Origin of the sequence: Halobacteriovorax sp. ZH5_bin.2, from assembly GCF_043196375.1 — a bacterium.
In the GTDB taxonomy this organism is placed as follows: domain Bacteria; phylum Bdellovibrionota; class Bacteriovoracia; order Bacteriovoracales; family Bacteriovoracaceae; genus Halobacteriovorax_A.
This window is the reverse complement of sequence record NZ_JBEBMJ010000004.1, coordinates 282,495-299,123: the sequence shown is the minus strand read 5'-3', so window position 1 is coordinate 299,123 and position 16,629 is coordinate 282,495. Positions and strand designations below refer to the sequence as shown.

The 16,629-nt window shown below is 35.4% G+C and carries 15 protein-coding genes; 10 read left to right on the top strand and 5 right to left on the bottom strand.

The window, feature by feature from the left end; translation table 11 throughout:
- Window positions 1-8: 8 nt before the first annotated feature.
- Window positions 9-1,976, bottom strand: coding sequence for a hypothetical protein (locus tag ABMA76_RS12265; RefSeq protein WP_392909572.1), 1,968 nt, complete (start codon window positions 1,974-1,976; stop codon window positions 9-11).
- Window positions 1,977-2,072: 96 nt separating this feature from the next.
- Complete coding sequence (locus ABMA76_RS12260; protein ID WP_392909571.1) at window positions 2,073-3,098, bottom strand: hypothetical protein; 1,026 nt, start codon at window positions 3,096-3,098, stop codon at window positions 2,073-2,075.
- A 142-nt stretch (window positions 3,099-3,240) separates the two neighbouring features.
- Here ABMA76_RS12260 and ABMA76_RS12255 point away from each other — a divergent pair, with 142 nt between their 5' ends.
- The 8 genes from ABMA76_RS12255 to hutI are packed head-to-tail and all read left to right on the top strand — an operon-like array spanning window position 3,241 to window position 10,997.
- Window positions 3,241-4,119, top strand: a complete 879-nt coding sequence (locus tag ABMA76_RS12255; protein WP_392909570.1) for a hypothetical protein — start codon at window positions 3,241-3,243, stop codon at window positions 4,117-4,119.
- Between the two features lie 11 nt (window positions 4,120-4,130).
- Entirely contained in the window at window positions 4,131-4,838 is a 708-nt protein-coding gene (locus tag ABMA76_RS12250; RefSeq protein WP_392909568.1) for a hypothetical protein, read from the top strand.
- Window positions 4,835-5,941, top strand: a complete 1,107-nt coding sequence (locus ABMA76_RS12245) for an LptF/LptG family permease (protein WP_392909567.1) — start codon at window positions 4,835-4,837, stop codon at window positions 5,939-5,941. The genes ABMA76_RS12250 and ABMA76_RS12245 overlap by 4 nt, the downstream gene beginning before the upstream one ends.
- 55 nt (window positions 5,942-5,996) lie before the next feature.
- Window positions 5,997-6,587 carry a peptide deformylase gene (def, locus tag ABMA76_RS12240; RefSeq protein WP_392861439.1) on the top strand — a complete coding sequence of 197 codons (591 nt, stop codon included), beginning with the start codon at window positions 5,997-5,999 and terminating at the stop codon, window positions 6,585-6,587.
- Complete coding sequence (gene fmt, locus ABMA76_RS12235) at window positions 6,587-7,531, top strand: methionyl-tRNA formyltransferase (protein WP_392909565.1); 945 nt, start codon at window positions 6,587-6,589, stop codon at window positions 7,529-7,531. Before def ends, fmt begins: the two co-directional genes overlap by 1 nt.
- Before the next feature lie 22 nt (window positions 7,532-7,553).
- A complete protein-coding gene (rpe, locus tag ABMA76_RS12230) occupies window positions 7,554-8,207 on the top strand; it encodes a ribulose-phosphate 3-epimerase (protein ID WP_392909563.1) in 654 nt (217 codons plus the stop codon).
- 25 nt (window positions 8,208-8,232) lie between these two features.
- Entirely contained in the window at window positions 8,233-9,771 is a 1,539-nt protein-coding gene (gene hutH / locus ABMA76_RS12225) for a histidine ammonia-lyase (protein ID WP_392909562.1), read from the top strand.
- Window positions 9,771-10,997, top strand: coding sequence for an imidazolonepropionase (gene hutI / locus ABMA76_RS12220; protein ID WP_393061773.1), 1,227 nt, complete (start codon window positions 9,771-9,773; stop codon window positions 10,995-10,997). The genes hutH and hutI overlap by 1 nt, the downstream gene beginning before the upstream one ends.
- Here the strand turns inward: hutI and ABMA76_RS12215 are convergent.
- A complete protein-coding gene (locus ABMA76_RS12215; RefSeq protein ID WP_392909559.1) occupies window positions 10,990-11,553 on the bottom strand; it encodes a TlpA family protein disulfide reductase in 564 nt (187 codons plus the stop codon). The two genes, hutI and ABMA76_RS12215, sit on opposite strands and share 8 nt — an antisense overlap.
- Window positions 11,554-11,606: 53 nt before the next feature.
- Between ABMA76_RS12215 and ABMA76_RS12210 the strand changes: the two genes are divergently transcribed.
- Together ABMA76_RS12210 and glpK are read left to right on the top strand one after the other, a co-directional pair.
- Window positions 11,607-11,825, top strand: a complete 219-nt coding sequence (locus ABMA76_RS12210; RefSeq protein WP_021267463.1) for a hypothetical protein — start codon at window positions 11,607-11,609, stop codon at window positions 11,823-11,825.
- 37 nt (window positions 11,826-11,862) lie between these two features.
- Window positions 11,863-13,341 carry a glycerol kinase GlpK gene (glpK, locus tag ABMA76_RS12205; RefSeq protein WP_392909557.1) on the top strand — a complete coding sequence of 493 codons (1,479 nt, stop codon included), beginning with the start codon at window positions 11,863-11,865 and terminating at the stop codon, window positions 13,339-13,341.
- Between the two features lie 12 nt (window positions 13,342-13,353).
- On the opposite strand, the gene radA is transcribed toward glpK, so the two are convergent.
- Both radA and ligA read right to left on the bottom strand, forming a co-directional pair.
- Window positions 13,354-14,724, bottom strand: coding sequence for a DNA repair protein RadA (radA, locus tag ABMA76_RS12200; protein WP_393061771.1), 1,371 nt, complete (start codon window positions 14,722-14,724; stop codon window positions 13,354-13,356).
- Complete coding sequence (gene ligA / locus ABMA76_RS12195) at window positions 14,724-16,601, bottom strand: NAD-dependent DNA ligase LigA (RefSeq protein WP_393061769.1); 1,878 nt, start codon at window positions 16,599-16,601, stop codon at window positions 14,724-14,726. The genes radA and ligA overlap by 1 nt, the downstream gene beginning before the upstream one ends.
- Between the last annotated feature and the right edge of the window lie 28 nt (window positions 16,602-16,629).

The following is a 16,629-nucleotide window of genomic DNA, read 5'->3' as shown; positions in this document are numbered from 1 at the left end:
CTTTTTTTTTATCGATATGGATTAGTCCATGTTGAACTGCTAGGTGTTCTCTGCTGTGGCTGCATTAAGTTGAAGTTATTATTAAAGTTAGTATTACCAGCACCTGAAAGATCAAAATTTAATCCAGGAATACCAGAAGAATAAGAAGTATCAGCACCAGTCCAAAGATCGAATGGACTACTTGACGTCGCTCCAGCTAATTGGCTCTGCATAGCATTTAACTTGTAATTACTATAAAGACCATTAAAGCGACTTAAGATACTCTTTTGTTCATTATAAGCAGCACCATACTTTGCATTATATGTCTGGTTATAATCTTGATAAGAATTTTGCTTCCAAGAGCTATACTGGTTATAAATATAAGGAAGATAAGTACTTCTAACAGTCATACAATCTTCGTAACTTCCACCAGATGTACAGTAACTACTTGCAAGATCTTGAGCATATTGCTGAATATAATCATCGTAAGCATTAAGCTTCGTCATATAGTTTTTACGATCTTTAGAAGCTCTTTGCTGAATACCTTTTAGAATTTGCTGACGTCTCTTAATTGGAGAATTATCACCTGCTCTAATAAGAGCTTCATCACCCCAGTCAGCAAGTGTTCCCTGCTTCAGACGAGCAATACTTCTTTCACTATTGTTTTCAGCTTCTTCTACATTTCTCTTATTAGTCCCTTCAAGTTTCACATGAGAGAATTCTTGAGCAAGGATAATACCAGATAGAATTTTTCTACCAGAAGTTTGCATATTGCCTTCACGAAGTGCTTCAACAACTTTCTTATATTCAGCACCATTTTCATTTTGACGGTTAAATTTAGCAATCACGTCATTGATTCTTTCGATTGATTCATTGATCTGATCTTTACGTCTCTCATCTGCTTCACTATCACCTAGGTCTGCATACTCTTCCATTAAATGTTTCAATTCATCTTTCATTGCAGGAAGTAATTCTTTTGAAAATTTATTCATGTGACTTGCGTATTCTTGCAGAAGCTTTTTTCTAGCATCTTTACTAACACCAAACTTATCACCTTCTTTCACATCCTCAACCGATGGAGAAATATCACTTTCAATCTGCTCCATTCTTGCAACCATTTGATTTACTTCTTCATCAATTAGTTGATGTTGAATTCCTGAAAGAATTCTTGTTAGATCATCATAATTTCCACCTGAGTCACTTCTTAGCTTTTTAAGACTTTCAGAGATATCCGTAAGATTCTTTCCATTACATGCAGCAATGGCCTCTTCACGAAGTTCATACTCATTAGTTTTATTTGCCATTACTTTCTTTTGTGCTGGCTTTGCATAATCCATACAATTAAATGAAGGATCACTGAACGAAGTGTGTTGAGCAACATTTGCTAAACCAAATGGCATATCATTTTTGTAGTCAAAGTCTTTATTTGTAGATGCAATTACTAACTCAGAGTTTCTGTTTGCATCGATATCTGGAAGATCAGTATCTAAAGTTACAGGAGGAGCAAGGTGTCCTTTTTCTCTTAACTTATCAACTGTATAAAAAGATGAATCGCCACCAGAGAGATGGGCCATACACTTTTCATATTCTTTTTCAATTGATTGTGTACCAGCAGGATATTGACTAGAGTCAATTTTCACATTGAACTTCAAGTAAACATTATTATCAATAGGATTTGAAATTGCTTCCGCACTGATATCTTTAATACAAGCGGAAACTCTCGTTGGTAAATTTACTAAGATTTTGCCATTGGCAATTGTGTAACTTGGAGTATCTCCTAATAGGAGTGTCTTCATGAACCCATATGAAACTGCATCATCTCTTCGACACTCAATCGTCGTTGACTGACTCGATGATGAAACTGTTACTGTTCCGGCCGTTGATTGATTCGTACTTCGAGTCCCACTCGATCCCATACCAGAGAAAACAACCTTTGCCTGTGTAGACGCCAGTGCTAATGTACAAATTAAAAACTTTAATTGATTTGCCTTTTTCATATATTACCCTACTTAAAGTATCGCTTAAGTCATATCGGATAATTATTTAAATACTTAAAGGCTATTAACAACTAATTAGTAATAACAGATACTTAGCTAGAACAATAAATTAATATTTTCTTCAATTTCTTGGCCTTCAACATTAACTTGAGTACCTTGTCTTTGTTGATTTCGATCAAGATATCTCATGTATTCACGAGTACGGTCTGCTATCGACTTATTTGTTGAATTCAAAAGATAATAAGTAGGTATTTCAATTTCATAACGATAATCAGAAGTCGTTACTTCAATATATTTTGGTAGTGTATATTGACCGTTATAAGTAACAAAACTCTTTGGAACAATTGTGTAATTCCCATTATCTGTGTTTAAGTCTAGATAAATTAATTGATGATTTTCATTCTTAAATTCACCCTTAATATTATCTAATTTTATCGACCAAACAAATTCACGATTACGCTTTTCTAATTTTAAGTTATTACTACCCTTATATAGGGAAGAGTTCATAATACTTTTCAGTTCAGCTTGTTTCTGATCATTGTCTGACTCTAGCGGAGAGACTGGAGCTTCACCAACAGACTCTTCATACTCTTTGGCCTTCTTTTCATACTCTTTCTTCTTAACAAGAAAATTCTTATAGTCTTCGATTAAAGAAGCTTTTTCTTTGTTAATAAGATCAGAGTTTGATTTGTAACTTGGTTCAATCGCCTTAAAGACCTTATTGAAACCGAGAGAGCTATTATATGCGTAGCTTAGAATAGAGCTTTGTAAAATATCCTTTGTCATATCCTTGCCTAAGAGCTTTTCGACATTATCAAAGGCCCTAACATTTGAGACACCTGACACATTATATGAAGGATCATCATAGCGAATCACAAGTGACTTCTTATAGTCCTTTTCATTCTCTGCCGTAATGAACATATACTTAAAATAATTTGTGACAAGGTTTTCACTTGTAGTAAACTCTTCGTCTGCGCCAACACGCTTCACAACAACATGTGCAACCACAAGTTGTTTATCAAGCTCTTTATTAGATGAATTTCTCATCAGGCCCTCAAGTGAAGGAATCGCTGCGAATACATTTACAGTTAATATAGTTGCCAACAAAGTTATTACTTTCATATATCTCCTAAATTATCTCCCTATATTACCAAAAAAATATTCTCGTCGTAACAACTAAAACACTGAGTTTTTTGGTCAATCACTATTAAGTGACGAATTTTGAAATTATGATTATAATTGTTATATACATTAAGGATAATACATGACTAAAACACTTTCATTAATTGCTACTATATTAGTTTTTCAATTCAATACATCTGCAAAGATCATGGACTATAAGACAACGCGCTTAAAGTCGACAGGTGGTGCTGGAGTTGCTTCACTCCTCATGGATGAAGCAACAGTTCTAAACCCTGCACCAATTGCATTCTTCAATATGTCTTCTGTCTACTTAGAACAAACTAAAGCAGATAATACTGATCTTAATGATTCACCTATTGGTGACTCAACTAATTACGCCGTTATAGCCTCTGATAGTTCAAAGGCCCTAAAAGGTTCAATATCATATGTAAAAGCAAAAAGTGGTGAAGAAAGCTACAAACAACTATCAACTTCATTTGCTTCAACAATTGGTCGTAAGTCTTCATTGGGTTTCACTTACCAGGACATGAAAAGAGAAGATGTCTATCTTGGTCTTAAAGAAAAGACAGATTATAAACAAGTAAATATCGGTGTCTTTCACGCTATAACTCCTAACTTTTCTTTAGGTCTTGTTGCAATGGATCCATTTGAAAATTCACCAAATAACACAAAAGTAATCTTAGGAATGCAGTATCAGATTCAACAATATATTTCTCTCATGTTAGATGCTGGCGCAAATTACAATGAAGAAATATCAGAAAATTCTTTATGGCGAGCTGCTATCCAATTCAGAGTCTTAAGCGACTTTTATCTGAGAGCTGGTATGTATGATGATCAAATTGCTCTTGAATCAGGCTCTGGTTTTGGTCTTAGCTGGATTCAACCAAAACTAACACTCAACTTCGCAATTAGAAATATCAGTCTGGAAGAATCGATAGAACTTAAGCAAGTAGCACAAGATATCAAAGAAACATCTTTTTCTGTTTCGTATCGCTTCTAAGAGTAGATATAATGGCAACAAAGAAGCCCCAAAATAAAACCAAAGATGGTGAAGAAGAGCTTAACGAAGGTGTTAAGAATGCTTACACTGATCGTTTAAAAACACTGAAGCAAGCTCTGGACTTTGTGGCCCAAAATGATATTCCACATAGTGTAGAAAAGTTTAATCATTACCTGGGAATATTGGCAGCTTATAATCGCACAACAGAAAAGCATCTAACACCAAAGATGTTTGATCCACAAAAAGATATCTCTGAACTTTTACTAATTAGCCAAGCCTATTGGAATCTTGCAAAATCTTATGACAAGAGTCCAAAGCTTCGTAACGAGTCAATGCGTTGCCTACAACAATTTATTGCCTTTTCAATAGGCTATAAATATCAACACGCTAATGCCCAAATCGTAAAAAAGTTTCTAAGATCAGGACAGTCCCATAATAAAAAAGCTTTTCAACAAGCTTACGATAAAATTAATGTACGCTCTAAAAATTGCTATTTAGCAACACATGCCTATCCAAATAATGAAGACCTTCTTGATACACTAAGAAGCATCAAACCAACACTCGCAAAACATAAGTTAGGACAAGGATTCATTAATCGTTATTATGAGGTATCGCCTCATATTGTTAAGAAATTTGAAGAGAATAAATCTTTAGATTTCATTTTTAATAAGTTATTAATTAAACCATTAATTTATTTAATCTATAAAATATTAAAATGAGTGTAGTTAGAAACCTAATCACAAGAGAATGGCTTAAATTTTTCGCTGCTTCGGCAGTGGTTCTACTCTTATTGCTTTCTTTAGGAAATCTTATCTCTGGCTTTTTAAGAGAAAATGTAACAGCAAAAGAAGTTCTTTTAAGTTACTTCATCCAACTACCAAGCTTCTTAATAAAAGTAATTCCTATCTCGTGTTTGATTGGTAGCTTATTTTCAATTAATAAGCTCAAAAGTCGAAATGAGTTAGTTGCCATCTTCGCCGGGGGCTACTCTCGACAAAGCTATCTTAGAGATATCCTGTTAACATCTATTTATGTAGCAATCTTTCAATTCATCCTAAGTGCCTATATCAGCCCGTATATTAATTCGAGAAGATTTAGTATCCTTGATAGTCCAGATGAAAAATTTAGAGTTTTCAAAAAGAAAGGACTCTCTTCTTCCACAATTAAATCTGGTAAGATCTGGTATAAATCACCTAAGTACTACTTTGCCTTTTCAAGCTTTGATAAAAAAACTAATACCTTAAATGAAGTAACGATTTATCACTACAATGCAGGTCGTGACCTAACAAAAATCGATACTTTCAAAATGCTAAGCTATGACTCTCGCACCGAGAGGTGGTGGCCAACGAATGGGACAGGTTATGATGAACTTGATTCTCCATCTTTTCCAAAAATTGATATTATAGAGCTGCCAATTACCCTCAATGAAAGTATTGAAGAGTTCACTAAAATTGAAGCAGATATCTCGACGTTAACTTTTCTACGTCTTTACGACTATATTACCCAACTAAATAATAATGGGATAAATGTTAATGAGTATCTTGTTATGTTCTACATGCATATTTCTGAAGGACTTATTTGTATTATCTTCGCACTTATCGCAGCAACCAGCATCTTTAATCCAAACCGTAGAAATAGCTCATTTGGACGCAGTGTAGCCTTTATTTTTATTTTCACAATTCTATACTGGCTAGTGCAATCGTATTTTATTGAGTTAGGTAAGAACTTGAAAATTAGTCCGTTCTTAGCGACATTTTCAGTCCCCTTTCTGTTCACCATTGTTATCGTTCTTATCTTCTTTAAAAACAGACGTTTAACGTAAATGATTTACAGTTGAACACTGGACTTGTGCGTCGCACACATGCTATAAGAATCCCATGAATAAATCAGAAGAATTTTTAAAAGATTACACTCTAGAAGGTGAAAAGCTAGAGATTTTTACTTACCCAGCACCTGTTCTTAAGAAGGTGGCAGCACCAGTTGAAAAGTTTGATGACGAGCTTAAAAAGCTTTGTAAGGATATGCTTTTTACAATGTACCATGCTCCGGGAATTGGTTTAGCAGCACCACAAATTGGTGTTTCAGATCGCATTTTTGTTATGGATATTGATTTTCATAGCAAAGAAATTACTCGTGCTGATGGGACCAAAGATCAAGAGTTATCAAATTTTAACCCAAGAATTTTTATCAATCCTAAGATTGAAAAACTTCAAGGTGAAATTCTTTATGAAGAAGGATGTCTTTCAGTTCCAGGAATTTATGAGGAAGTAAAACGCTCGGAACAAATTCGTGTTACTTATCAAGACATTGAAGGTAACGAGCAAGTTTTAGAAGTTGATGGACTTCTATCTGTTTGTATTCAACACGAAAATGATCATCTCGATGGGATTGTTTTTCTTGAAAGACTATCAACTCTTAAAAGAAACTTTTTAACAAAGAGATATATGAAAAGGGTTAAGGGTAGATAGTGAAAAAACTTAAGGCAGTATTCTTTGGTACACCAGATTTTTCATGCCCAAGTTTAGAACTTCTGGCCAATCACCCACAAATTGATCTTAAACTTGTTATTAGTATGCCAGATAGGCCAGCAGGTAGAGGACAAAAGCTTCAGTCCCCTCCTGTTATTACTTATTGTAAAGACAATAAGATAAAATTCTATCAAACAGAAAATATTAATAAAGACGAAGAGCTTCTTAAGTTATTAGATGAAGTTGATGCAGATTTTTATCTAGTTCTTGCTTTTGCTCAATTCCTTGGCTCAAAAGTATTAAATAAACCGAAGCTTGGATGTTTTAATATTCACACTTCTCTACTTCCAAAGTATAGAGGAGCAGCTCCTATTCAATATGCTCTTTTAAATGGTGACACGGAAACTGGTGTTTCAATTCAAAAGATGGTTAAGAAAATGGATGCTGGTGATATTGTTAAAGAATCTAAACTCAAAATTGCATTCGAAGAAACTGGTGGACAGCTTTATACAAGACTTAAGTTTGCTGCATCTTTAACACTTAATGATTTCATCACAGATATGCTTAACGATGAAGTAACTTCGTATGAGCAAGATGAATCAAAAGTTAGCTTTGCACCTACACTTAAGAAAGAAGACGGTCATCTAAAGTTTTTAGAAAGTGACTTTAACACAATTCATAACCAAGTTAGGGCGCTAAAGCCGTGGCCAGGAACTTATTGTTTCTTAAATGAGAAGCGTCTTAAAGTTATTGAAATTTCAAAATATGATAATGCTGGGCTTAAGCCTGGTGAAGTTAAAGTAGCGGACAATAAAATCTTGGTTGGATGTACAGATTCGACAATAAGATTAAATATAATCCAACTTGAAGGTAAAAAAGCTTGCCGTGATACAGACGCGGTTAATGGCCTTACTAATAAATTCGATAGTTTTAAAATTTCATAACAATATTGCTAAGGGGATTTAGATGCAAACAATTATCTCACCAAGCATTTTAGCTGCTGATTTTACTAACCTAATATCTGATATTTCAGTAATTGAGGATGTAAAAGACCTTTGGCTTCATCTTGATGTTATGGATGGCCACTTTGTACCAAACCTAACATTTGGTATTCCCGTAATTAAGCAAATAAAAAAAATAACAAGTATTCCACTCGATGTTCATCTAATGGTGACAAATCCAGAGTTCCACTTTGAAGCACTAAAAGATTCTGAAATTGAGAATATTACATATCACTTTGAAATCGATTGTGATCATCATGCAATGATTAAGAAGTATCGTAACAACTATAAAAGCATTGGACTCTCTGTTAAGCCAGCAACAGATGTCGAGAGCATTCCACTTGATCTTTTAAAAGAGATTGATCTACTTCTCGTTATGTCTGTTGAGCCAGGTTTTGGTGGACAAAGTTTTATGCCAAATGCTTTAGATAAAATTGCATACCTTAAAAAAATGAAAGAAGAGCATAACCTAAAATTACAAATACAAGTTGATGGTGGGATCAATCAAGACACAGCTAAACTATGTCTTGATAAAGGTGCTCACAACCTTGTAGCTGGGTCGTATATTTTCGGCAAGGCCAAGGATCAATATAAAACACAAATAGAGACATTAAGATAAGATTAGACAAAATAGGACGACAAAGATGAAAGAAATTATTATCGATGGCCACAGCCTAAGTGTTGATGACATTTATGAAGCATCATTTGCAAAAAAAGGTGCAGTTAAAGTTAAACTAAGCAATATCGCTCGCGAAAATATTTTAAGATCAAAAGAGTACGTACAAAATATCGTCGATAAGGGTGAACCCGTTTATGGTATTAACACTGGCTTCGGTGCTTTATCTGACAAGCATATTAAGAAAGAGGATCTCTCTCAACTTCAAGTTAACTTGATTCGTTCACACTGTACAGGAGTTGGAAAACCTTTTTCTAAAGAAGTAACCAAAGCAATCATGCTTTTAAGAGCAAATTGTCTTGCATCAGGTTTCTCTGGTGTAACAATTGATGCAATTGAATTATTAATTGAGTTTATCAACAATGATATCATTCCAGTTGTTCCTGAGAAGGGTTCAGTTGGTGCTTCAGGTGACCTAGCTCCCCTGTCGCACATTGCCTTAGCACTTATTGGTGAAGGCGAAGTTATCTATGGTGGAAAAGAAGTTCGTTCTGATTTTGCCATTAGAGATATTGGTAAAGAGCCCGTTGTACTAGGCCCAAAAGATGGCCTTGCACTTATTAATGGAACTGCCGTTATGGCCGCACTTGGTGCAATTGCAATTAAACAATCTGAAAATTTAGTTCGTATTGCCGATATTTGTGCAGCGACAACTCTTGATGGAGTTCGTGGAACACTAAGAGCATACGATCACAAAATTCACGGACTTAAGCCACACCCAGGTCAACTTGCAAGTGCTATTAACGTAAACAATATCATTGCTGGAAGTGAAATCTTAAATTCACATGTTGATTGTGGAAAGGTTCAAGACCCTTACTCATTAAGATGTGTTCCCCAAGTTCACGGTGCCTCAAGACAAACGCTTGCTCATGCAAAAGAAGTTTTAGGAATTGAACTTAACGCTGTTACAGATAACCCACTAATTTTCTTAGGTGAAGACGAAGTTATCTCAGGAGGAAACTTTCACGGTGAAGCAATTGCAATGGCAATGGATTACTTAGCAATTGGTATGGCAGAGCTTTGTAATATCAGTGAAAGACGTGTTGAAAAAATGATGAACCCAACCTTTTCTGACCTACCAGCATTCTTAACACCAGAGTCAGGACTTAATAGTGGTTTAATGATCGCACACGTTACAGCAGCAGCTTTAACATCAGAAAATAAATACCTATGTCATCCAGCAAGTGTGGACTCAGTTCCAACTTCAACAGATAAAGAAGATCATGTTTCAATGGGTGTAACTTCAGGGCGTAAACTTCATGAAGTTATTGAGAACGCGACAAAATGTTTAGCAATCGAGCTACTATGTAACACACAAGCTATTGAATTCCATCGCCCTCTTAAATCTTCACCTGCAATTGAAGAGTTAATTTCACACATTAGAAAGTCTGTTGATAAAATTGTAGAAGATAGAGTTTTCTATCGTGACATCAATAATATCGAAGCTCTAATTGCTAATGGTGAATTACTGAGAGCAGTTGAAAAGCATACAGGAAAATTACAGTAATGATTATCTACAAGAATATTAACGAAGTCTTAACTCTTGAGGCGGCCCAAAAAAAAGACGGCCGCAATCTTCTTCCTGAAGATATTTCTATTCTTCACCACGGTGCAATCGTATTCGAAGAAGATGAGATCGTGTGGGTTGGTGACAGCGATAGTATTCCTGTAGAATATCTTAAAAAAGCAAAAGTTGTAAAAGACCTCGAAGGTTATGTTATCACTCCTGAACTTGTTGATTCTCACACACACCTTATCTTTGGGGGTAATCGTGCAAACGAATACCAAATGAGACTAAATGGCGCTGATTATGAAGAAATAGCCAAAGCTGGTGGCGGAATTGTTGCAACTTCGAATGGAACTAATGACACAAGTGACGAAGAACTACTTAGTAACTGTCGTGATAGAATAAAGAGAATTGCTAGTTACGGTGTAGGCACAATTGAAGTTAAATCTGGTTATTCACTTTCATTTGAAGGTGAAATGCGAATGACAAAGTTAATCGCAAAGTTAAAAGAAGAATTTGCTCCAGATATTCAAATTTTTAATACATTTATGCCGGCCCACGCTCTTCCAAAAAATTATGATTCAACACAGAAGTATATGGATGAAATTGTTATCCCTCTTCTACATGAAGTCGCTCCACTTAATATCATTGATTGCGTAGATATCTTCCATGAACAAGGCTACTTTGAATCTGAAGATGTTAAAAAGTTAGCTCAAGTTGCTCAAGAATATGGAATACCATTAAAGACACATGCTGATGAATTTAATGATAATAAAGGCGCTATTCTTGCTTGCGAATTAGGTGCTCTAAGTACTGACCACCTTCTATGTACAACGGAAGATGGAATAAAGAAATTAGCAGAATCCAAGACTGTAGCAACGGTACTTCCAGGAACAGGAATCTTCTTAGGAAAGCCTAAAGCAGATGCCAAACAACTAGTGGACGGTGGCTGTAAGCTAGCAATTGCTTCAGATTATAATCCAGGATCTTGCCACTGTGACAACCTACTTTTGTTAGCTTCAATCTGTGCTCCAATGTATAAGATCAACATGACTCAAATGTGGGCGGGAATTACTTTGAATGCAGCTGCTGCAGTTGGAAAGTATGACCAAGGTGCAATCATCAAAAAGTTCAAACCTCGTTTTAGTATTTTTAAAACAGATACGATTTCTGAAATTACTTATAATTGGGGTAGAAATTTAGCAGTTGATAAGAGCTCTATTTAAGCCACTCACGAATTTTTTCTTTAAATTCTTCAGAGTTAAAATCTTTAGAGCCTTTTGCAACTTCTACGACACGGCCATCTTTGTAAACGATCGATACAGGGATGGCAGAAACCATAAAGGCATCTGTTAACTTACCTTGAGTATCTTTAACGACATCAAAATTCACATTGTATTTTTTTACAACGTCTTTAATTTTTTTGAGTTGCTTTTGACCTTCGTCAGAGTTAATTGCAATAATCTTAAGTTTTGGGTCTTTGATTTCAGAACGAAGACTTACCAAACTTGGAAATTCTTCAAGGCATGGTGTACACCAACTGGCCCAGAAATTTAAAATAACAACACCCTTAGAAAGCTCTTCTTTTTTATAAGTTTTACCTTCTGTTGATTTCAAATCGGGACGAACGAGCATTGATTCATAATGCTGAATCTTTTTAACATCCACACCAGCAACCTTTGCAGTAGTAAAACTGTCATCAGTCACAAATAGTGATCCAAGAACTAGTATGCATGCAACTAGCAGGATCTTATATGGAAATTTTTTTCTTTCTGTACTCAACTCTTAACCCCAGTTAGAATGGTATTATACACTTAATTAGGTAAGATTGCACTATGCAAAAAACACAAGACAAAGAGCTAGAGAAAAAAATTCTTAATCAAGCTGGGCAAACCTTTGTCGAGTTCATCTTTTTACTTGTTATCTTAATCGGTCTATCCGTCTCACTTCTAAAGGGAAGTAACTTCTTTTTAGCTAAACAATGGGAAATTGCAATCAACAGCATTGCGCGTAATTACCCAGGCCATAATCCCGGTGTAAAATTAACTGAATAGCTTTTTACTATAAATTAACTCTTATACTGGAGTAAAAATGTATATTTTATCTTTAGATCAAGGTACCACTGGTACTACTGCTACTATTATCGACGCCAAAACTTTTAAGTTTGTTGATAAAGAAAATCAAGAATTCAAACAATACTTCCCAGACACAGGTTGGGTTGAACACGATCTCGACGAAATTTGGAAGAGTGTTAAGAGCACCGTACAAAGTGTTCTTAAAAGAAATAATATTGATGCCAAAGACATTGCATCGATTGGAATCACTAACCAAAGAGAAACAACTTGTGCTTTTAATCGCAAAGGTGATGCTTTGGCAAAGGCCATCGTTTGGCAAGATCGAAGAACAGCAGACTTCTGCGAGAGCATGAAATCGCATGAAGCTAACTTCAAAAAAGTCACTGGACTTCCACTTGATCCATATTTTTCAGGAACGAAGATGCACTGGTTATTAAATAATAACCAATATGTAAAAGAGGCCTACAAGAATCATGACCTACGTTTTGGTACTATCGATACTTTCCTACTTTATCGCCTAACTAATGGTGAATCGTTTAAGACAGACGTATCTAATGCATCGAGAACTCTACTAATGTCACTTGATACATGTAATTGGGACTCTAATCTGTGTGATACTTTGGGAGTTGAGAAGAATTGTTTACCAGAAGTTTGTGAGTCAATTTGCGATTTTGGACATACAAAAGGCCTAGACTTTCTACCAGATGGACTCCCTATTAACGGTATACTTGGTGATCAACAGGCCGCGCTCTTTGGCCAAGCTTGCTTCACAAAAGGAACAGGTAAATGTACTTACGGTACAGGTGCTTTTATGCTTGTTAACACAGGGGAAGAAAAAAAATATTCGGAACACGGACTTCTAACTACAGTTGCCTACAAGTACCAGGGTAAAACTTATTATGCGCTTGAAGGCTCTTGTTATATTGCAGGAGCATGTGTTCAATGGCTTAGAGACAACCTTCAAATCATCGACAATGCGGCCCAAACAGAAGATAAAGCAAATGCTGTTAAAGATTTAAATCAAATTAAAGATCTGATTCTACTGCCATTCTTCACGGGTATAGGTTCGCCGTACTGGAAACCACACGCAAAGGCTGCATTAATCGGCATGACAAGAGCTACCGACACTAATGATATTTGTCGAGCTGCCCTTGAAGGAATTGCTTTAAGTATTAATGATTTAATTAAGGCCATGAAAAGCGATATGGGTAGTGATCTCGAAGAGTTTAAAGTCGATGGTGGTGCTGTTGCAAACAATCTTCTTATGCAAATTCAGGCCGATATTTCTGGAATCAATGTGACAAGACCGAAGGTGATTGAAACAACTTCATATGGAGCAGCACTAGCAGCAGCTATTGGTGCTGGTCTAATGTCTATTGATGATGTTAGTAAGCAATGGGAAAAAGAATCATTCTTTGAATCTTCTAAAACTAATTCTCAATATTTTGAATACAAAAAGAATCTTTGGAATAAATATATTCAAGTAAATTTTTGAAAATACTAGGGGCTAGTCCCCTAGTACTTTAAAAATATCTGTAACTTTTCTTACTGGTATAATTTTTAATTTTGATTTTTTAGAGTAATCTTTTGCAACTTTTGGTGAGGCCACAAGCGTCTTGTAATTAAGTTGTTCCATTTCCTTAATACGCATTTCCATATGTGGAACAGTTCTAACTTCACCAGTAAGCCCCACTTCTCCCAAGAAGACAGTATCCTTAGGAATTGGTTTAGACTTATATGAACTTAAAAGAGCAGCAATAATACTTAAGTCAGACTCTCTCGTTGTAAGCTTCATACTGCCAACAACGTTGACATAGATATCGTTCATCCCCATAGGAATATTTGCATATTTTTCAATGATCGCAACCATCATAGCAACACGATTATTATCAAGCCCTTGAGTTGTACGTCTGCCATTTCCAAATTTATTTTCTGCTACAAGAGCTTGAACTTCGACAAACAAAGGTCTGGTTCCTTCTTTAATACAAGTTAAACTCTTTCCAAAGCTATCTTCAAGATCATCATCTAAAAAGAATTGCGAAGGGTTTTTAACTTCATTTAGTCCATCTTCCTGCATTTCAAAAATTCCAACTTCATTAGTATTTCCGAAACGGTTTTTAATAGCTCTAAGCATTCTATAGTGACCAAATTGATCACCTTCAAAATAGATAACTGTATCAACCATATGCTCGAGGATTTTAGGACCAGCAATAGCACCATCTTTGGTAATGTGGCCTACAATAAAGCAAGTAATACCTGTTGCTTTAACATGATTCATTAACTCGTAAGTAACCTCACGAATTTGCGAAACTGTACCAGGAGGTGATTGTAGCTCACTCGATGTGGTCGTTTGAATCGAGTCAAGAACCATGAAACGAGGTTTAATCTTTTTAATTTGATTTAAAATATTTTGCCAATTTGTTTCGTTGTAAATATAGAACGAATCATTTTTCAGGCCCATACGTTTGGCACGTCCAGCGACCTGTCCTTCACTTTCTTCTCCACTAACGTAAAGAAAGCTTTGGTCACTTTGCTGACCAGAAAGTTTAGATAGCATTTCTGTTAATAGAGTCGATTTACCAATCCCAGGCTCACCGCCAATAAGTATAAGGGAGCCAGGAACTAATCCTCCACCAACGACACGATCGAATTCACCTATGCCAGTACTAACTCGATTATAAGTTTCGACTTCAATTTCTTTTAATTTTTTAGGAGCAGTCTCTCCAACGGCCTTAACCTTTATACTTTCTTGGACAGGAGTAAAAGTTTCTTCTACAAAACTATTCCACTCACCACAATCAGTACAACGTCCCATCCACTTTGCAGTTTGAAATCCACAATTTGAACATTCAAAAACTTTTTTACTTTTCTTGGCCATTAATCAATCATTCCCATTACTTCATCTTCTGATTTAATTATGATTCCTAAGTCTAAAGCCTTCTTATATTTGGAAGATTTAGCTTCTGTCTCATTTGTAAGAAGAATATCAGTATTCTTACTAACAGATCCTACAGGTGTTCCACCAGCAGCTTTAATATCTTTTTCGATATCACTTCTTTTTCGTGATAAAGAACCAGTAATACAAATTTTCAATCCAGCCAATCCAGAGCCAATCTCTTCTTCCAATACTTCAAAAGTGAAACCAAGAGATTGAAGATTATTTATTAACTCTCTTTTTTCCTGTAATGAGTTTACAAATGTAGTAGCTGACTTTTCAGCAAAACCTTCAAGAGTAGCAAGCTCATCTGCACTCATATTTAAAAGTTTTTCAATTGAATCAAAACCACCATGAATAACTTTTTCACATTTATTATAAGCACCACCTGTAATTCCTAATGCGGAAATGAAAGTGATCAAATCTGCCTTCTTTGAGCTTTCAATACTTGCAAGGAGCTTTGTGGCCAATTTATCTTTTACTTTATCGAGGGTTAGTAACTGATCCATTTCAAGTTTATAAAGATCTTCAATTCTCGTAACTAAATTCTTACGAATCATCTCTTCGAGTCTTTTCGAACTTAAATCATCAATCCCAATCTTCTGTATAAAGTTTAAGATTGCTTCTTTAATTTGAGCAGGACAAGCTGGGTTCTTACAAAAGAGTCGAATATCTTCGATAACCACTTTTGAGTCACAACTTGGACAACATTCTGGGATTGAAAAATCATTTTGAGATTCTTCAATTGTCTGCAGAAATTTAGGAATAACTTCACCACTTCTGATGATTTCAATTTTATCACCAGCTTTTAAATTATGCTGTTTAACCATTCCATAATTATGAAGGGTCACACGAGAAATAACGGCTCCACTAATAGAAACAGGCTCAACTTCTCCTACAGGAGTTAAGATACCATTTCTAGAGACTTGCCAAGTTATCGAGTTGAGAGTTGTTTGTACCGTCTCTCCTTCAAACTTAAAGGCCATCTTATAACGAGGATGATGGGCTGTTTCTCCAAGTTCATCATGTAATTTAATTTCATTGTAAACAAAGACGAGGCCATCAATTAGATAATCACCATTGGCCATAAAATCTTTAGCATCATCAATTGCCACCTCATAATCTTTCTTTGTATGCATGAGGGTATATTCAAGAATATCAAAATCTTCTTTTTTCAGTGTATCGTATTTTTGACTTTCTTTTTCAAAATCTAGACCTATCAAATCAAAGGCCTTGAAATTTATATAAGAACAGAGACTGATATTTTCTTTTCTGCCCACCAGACCTGCTACGATATTTCGTTGTGACGAAGGTCTCTCTAAACCTTGGGCAACCATCGTTTCTGAGAGATGAAAGAAAGACTGCTCATCACAATACATCTCGCCTCTAATTTCAATTCTATCTTTAATCGAAATAGATCCTGGAACTCCCTTCATCCACTGAACTTTTTGCGTGATATTTTCACCGTAAGTTCCATCACCTCTAGTTTTTGCTAGAACTAAATGACCATCTTCATAGATAAGAGAACATGAGACACCATCAACTTTATAAATCCCTAAGACTTCATATTTTTTTGCCCATGAAATTAATTCATCCACTTTATAAGTTTTTCCCAATGAAAGCATTTTCTTATCGTGTTTTACTTTATCAAGTGAAGTCACTGTTGAACCAACAAGATTAAGAACAGAGTTTTCTGGATCCAATAGTCTTAACTCATCTTCTAATTTATCGTATTCAATATCTGAAATTTCTGGTTTTCCAGCATAGTACAATGCCTTATGGATCTTAATTTGATCTGCCAATTCTTTTATACGTTTCATTTTAATTCTCTTCTGATCTAGATTGTCA

What these genes read in the sequence shown, in the direction of transcription:
- ABMA76_RS12265 (WP_392909572.1), bottom strand. Translation starts at nt 1,976, where the DNA reads ATGAAAAAGGCAAATCAATTAAAGTTTTTAATTTGTACATTAGCACTG.
- ABMA76_RS12260 (WP_392909571.1), bottom strand. Translation starts at nt 3,098, where the DNA reads ATGAAAGTAATAACTTTGTTGGCAACTATATTAACTGTAAATGTATTC.
- ABMA76_RS12255 (WP_392909570.1), top strand. Translation starts at nt 3,241, where the DNA reads ATGACTAAAACACTTTCATTAATTGCTACTATATTAGTTTTTCAATTC.
- ABMA76_RS12250 (WP_392909568.1), top strand. Translation starts at nt 4,131, where the DNA reads ATGGCAACAAAGAAGCCCCAAAATAAAACCAAAGATGGTGAAGAAGAG.
- ABMA76_RS12245 (WP_392909567.1), top strand. Translation starts at nt 4,835, where the DNA reads ATGAGTGTAGTTAGAAACCTAATCACAAGAGAATGGCTTAAATTTTTC.
- def (WP_392861439.1), top strand. Translation starts at nt 5,997, where the DNA reads ATGAATAAATCAGAAGAATTTTTAAAAGATTACACTCTAGAAGGTGAA.
- rpe (WP_392909563.1), top strand. Translation starts at nt 7,554, where the DNA reads ATGCAAACAATTATCTCACCAAGCATTTTAGCTGCTGATTTTACTAAC.
- hutH (WP_392909562.1), top strand. Translation starts at nt 8,233, where the DNA reads ATGAAAGAAATTATTATCGATGGCCACAGCCTAAGTGTTGATGACATT.
- hutI (WP_393061773.1), top strand. Translation starts at nt 9,771, where the DNA reads ATGATTATCTACAAGAATATTAACGAAGTCTTAACTCTTGAGGCGGCC.
- ABMA76_RS12210 (WP_021267463.1), top strand. Translation starts at nt 11,607, where the DNA reads ATGCAAAAAACACAAGACAAAGAGCTAGAGAAAAAAATTCTTAATCAA.
- glpK (WP_392909557.1), top strand. Translation starts at nt 11,863, where the DNA reads ATGTATATTTTATCTTTAGATCAAGGTACCACTGGTACTACTGCTACT.
- radA (WP_393061771.1), bottom strand. Translation starts at nt 14,724, where the DNA reads ATGGCCAAGAAAAGTAAAAAAGTTTTTGAATGTTCAAATTGTGGATTT.
- ligA (WP_393061769.1), bottom strand. Translation starts at nt 16,601, where the DNA reads ATGAAACGTATAAAAGAATTGGCAGATCAAATTAAGATCCATAAGGCA.